The sequence below is a fragment of the Campylobacter concisus genome (genome assembly GCF_902460415.1).
Taxonomy (GTDB): Bacteria; Campylobacterota; Campylobacteria; order Campylobacterales; family Campylobacteraceae; genus Campylobacter_A; species Campylobacter_A concisus_Y.
In genome coordinates, this window is record NZ_CABPTY010000007.1 from 1 (window position 1) to 2,914 (window position 2,914).

Genomic DNA, 2,914 nt, shown 5'->3' on the forward strand with positions numbered 1-2,914 from the left:
GTATATTTCATAATCAAGGGCAGATATTATTGTATCTATACACTTTTTATATACATTTTCTTTGTCAATATCATCAAAATTAAAAAAATAATCTTGAATATCACATAGCATATCAATAGCTTTTTCGGCTTTTTTGCGTGTATAGTCTTCTCTTGTCTGTTTGCGTTTCTTTTTGTCGGCTATGATTTTTAAGTTTTTAAAATACTCTTTAATTGCAAGAGTGGCAATTAAAAAAAACGGAGCAAATTTATCACTGGTAAGCTTACCCAAAAAGTTTAAACTTTCTTTTACTTCATAAACACTGCTTTCATTTTTAAATTGTGGGTATTCTTTTGCATGCTCTAGAATAATTTTTAATAGTTCATCTTTTACTAACATCTCTCTATTGATTTTATTTGGAATAGGTCTATTAACTTTATCTAAATTTATTTCTGATGTTTTTCTTTTTTCTGCTTCTATTCTTAAGAGTTCGTTTAAATCAACTTTGTTTTCTGCCTCCATTTTTTCACTCCTTTATTAAACTATCTAAATAATCACTCCACCACTGCATTAATTTAGCCCTCTCGTCTAGCCTTTGGCTTCGGTCGTAAATAGCTTTTACACTGCTTCGCTCTTTGTGGTCAAGGCAAAGCTCTATCACGTCGCTACTAAAGCCGTGATTTTTGATGTTTTCATTTAGTAGGGTGCTTGCTGTCGTGCGTAAGCCGTGAAATACCATTTCATCTCCAAAGCCTAACCGCTTAATGGCTTGGTTGAGTGTGCTATCGCTTAGCGGTCTTGTTACACTTATGCCACTAGGAAAAACAAAATCGCCCCTTTTATGCTCTAGCATTGTTTTTAAAAGCTTCTTGACCTGCTTACTCATTGGCATATAAAAAATTTCTCTTAGCTTCATTGCTTCGGCTGGAAATGTAATTAAATCATTCTCAAAATCTATGTATTGCCATTTTAGTTCTCTCACATTTGCACTACGTAAAAAGGTATGCACGCCAAATATTAATGCCTGCTGCGTACAAAACGAGCCTTGATACTCCCCTATTGCATCTAATAGCTCTTTTAGCTTTTTAGGTTCTGTTATGGCTTTAAAGTGGTTATTTGTTGAGGTTTTGAAAGCGTCGTTAAAGATAATATCCCTTGTTGGGTTATGCTCGATGTAGCCTTTATTTACGGCTAAATCTAAAATCTTACGAAGTAGCCTAAAAGTTCTTAATGATGTTTCGTGTGTTATGCCCCTTTTTGCTTCTCGTGCTTGTATCTGCTCTATTGCGTGGGCGTAGTCCCTGCGTTTTAGCTCGGTTACCTCTTTGCTACCTAAATAGGGAATTAGATTTTTTTCGATACGTCCGATTTGCTTATTAAAAGCGATTAGCCCTTTACTCCGCTCTTTGTCTATCCATTCATCGGCTACATCTTTAAACGTGATAGCCTTTTGTTTGGCTGTGGCTGTCTGCAAGTCCTCGCCCCTATCTCTTAGCCTCTCGAGCTCTAAGGCTTTCGCTCTTGCTTCTGCTAGTGTGATACTTGGGTATTTGCCTATTTTAATCTGCTTTGTTGTTCGCTTCTCGTCGCTCTCTTGATACTTGAAATAAAATGTTTTGGTGGTTTCTTTTTGGGTCTTGTATGCAAGCACGTATAAAAATTTTACTCCGTCATCTTTTACCCACTCACGATTTTTATTTTTGAGTGTAAATTTTTTTAGTGCCAAATCGTTTGTAAAGCTTGCCATTTCGTAACCCTTAATTTTGAGTGTAAAAAGTTAGTGTAAAGACTTTTTTACACTCAGATATACACTCAAAAGAGTGATATTAGATGAAATGCAATGATAAGAAGTGAGAGCTTAAAAAGTGATAAAAGCCCTAAAATTGGGCTTTAAAAAGCTTTTTTTGACAAGGTTTGAAAACCCCTGAAAACGTCTGTTGGTGGAGTTAAGCGGGATCGAACCGCCGACCTCTTGAATGCCATTCAAGCGCTCTCCCAGCTGAGCTATAACCCCAAAGTGGATTTTGACATTTTATCTTTTTATGGCTTACAATATTTTGAAATTAGTTTTAGTAAAATAAAATTTTAAGCAATTTTTGGATAATATTGCAAACTTTAACGCGGGAATAGCTCAGGGGTAGAGCACAACCTTGCCAAGGTTGGGGTCGCGAGTTCGAATCTCGTTTCCCGCTCCATTAACTTAGCCCGAGTGGCGGAATGGTAGACGCAAGGGACTTAAAATCCCTCGGTAGTTTTTACCGTACCGGTTCAAGTCCGGTCTCGGGCACCACGATATGGCGACATGGCCAAGTGGTAAGGCATGAGCCTGCAAAGCTTTGATCCCCGGTTCGAATCCGGGTGTCGCCTCCAAACTTCAAAAATAACTACTCGAAGGAATAACAGTGAGAAATTTACTTTTAGCAGTGTTTATAGCATTTTTTGTGGCTGGTTGTTCAAATACTTGGCATGGTGTAAAAGAAGATACTCATAATGCTAAAGAATGGACCAAAGAAAAGATAAATGATGGAGCTACATATATTAAAGAAAAAACAGAGTAAATTTTAAAGATTATAGTAAATTTTAAGCAAAGTTGGTTATAATCACAAATCTTTAATTCGGGAGATGGCTGAGCGGTCGAAAGCGGCGGTCTTGAAAACCGTTGAGGTGTGAAAGCCTCCTGGGGTTCGAATCCCTATCTCCCGGCCATATATCTAATTTATTATTCATAATGCCTATAAGAAAGTTTTTATAAAAATTCACTCCAAAATTACTAGAACTAAAAATATCAGTAAATTTCTTATTTAAAGTAAGACATTGTAAGATAAGGGAAAGTTTAAGAGTTTTTATATTTGATTTTTGGCTATCTTAAATTCTCAAAATAGTATTTGTAGTAGCATATTCAAAATACATAATAGGTCGTACTCCTATGTATAAA

At 36.1% G+C, this 2,914-nt stretch carries 3 protein-coding genes and 5 tRNA genes; 5 read left to right on the top strand and 3 right to left on the bottom strand.

Features of this window, described 5'->3' with window-relative positions:
- The 3 genes from FZ940_RS09050 to FZ940_RS09060 all read right to left on the bottom strand — a co-directional run.
- Window positions 1-501, bottom strand: a 501-nt coding sequence (locus tag FZ940_RS09050; RefSeq protein WP_148822307.1) for a hypothetical protein, incomplete at its 3' end; no start/stop codon positions are given.
- A gap of 4 nt (window positions 502-505) precedes the next feature.
- Window positions 506-1,726, bottom strand: coding sequence for a tyrosine-type recombinase/integrase (locus tag FZ940_RS09055; protein WP_148822308.1), 1,221 nt, complete (start codon window positions 1,724-1,726; stop codon window positions 506-508).
- A 191-nt stretch (window positions 1,727-1,917) separates the two neighbouring features.
- Window positions 1,918-1,993, bottom strand: a tRNA-Ala gene (locus FZ940_RS09060).
- A gap of 106 nt (window positions 1,994-2,099) precedes the next feature.
- On the opposite strand from FZ940_RS09060, the gene FZ940_RS09065 reads away from it, so the two are divergent.
- The 5 genes from FZ940_RS09065 (at window position 2,100) to FZ940_RS09080 (ending at window position 2,685) form a co-directional block, all read left to right on the top strand.
- Window positions 2,100-2,174: transfer RNA gene (locus FZ940_RS09065), tRNA-Gly, on the top strand.
- 8 nt (window positions 2,175-2,182) lie between these two features.
- Window positions 2,183-2,269, top strand: a tRNA-Leu gene (locus FZ940_RS09070).
- Between the two features lie 6 nt (window positions 2,270-2,275).
- Window positions 2,276-2,349, top strand: a tRNA-Cys gene (locus tag FZ940_RS09075).
- Window positions 2,350-2,381: 32 nt separating this feature from the next.
- A complete protein-coding gene (locus tag FZ940_RS09480; protein ID WP_187422162.1) occupies window positions 2,382-2,537 on the top strand; it encodes a hypothetical protein in 156 nt (51 codons plus the stop codon).
- A 58-nt stretch (window positions 2,538-2,595) separates the two neighbouring features.
- Window positions 2,596-2,685 (top strand) — tRNA-Ser (locus FZ940_RS09080).
- Window positions 2,686-2,914: the final 229 nt, after the last annotated feature.

Excerpts from the sequence above, each read along its gene's own strand:
- FZ940_RS09055 (WP_148822308.1), bottom strand. The coding sequence starts at position 1,726 with ATGGCAAGCTTTACAAACGATTTGGCACTAAAAAAATTTACACTCAAA.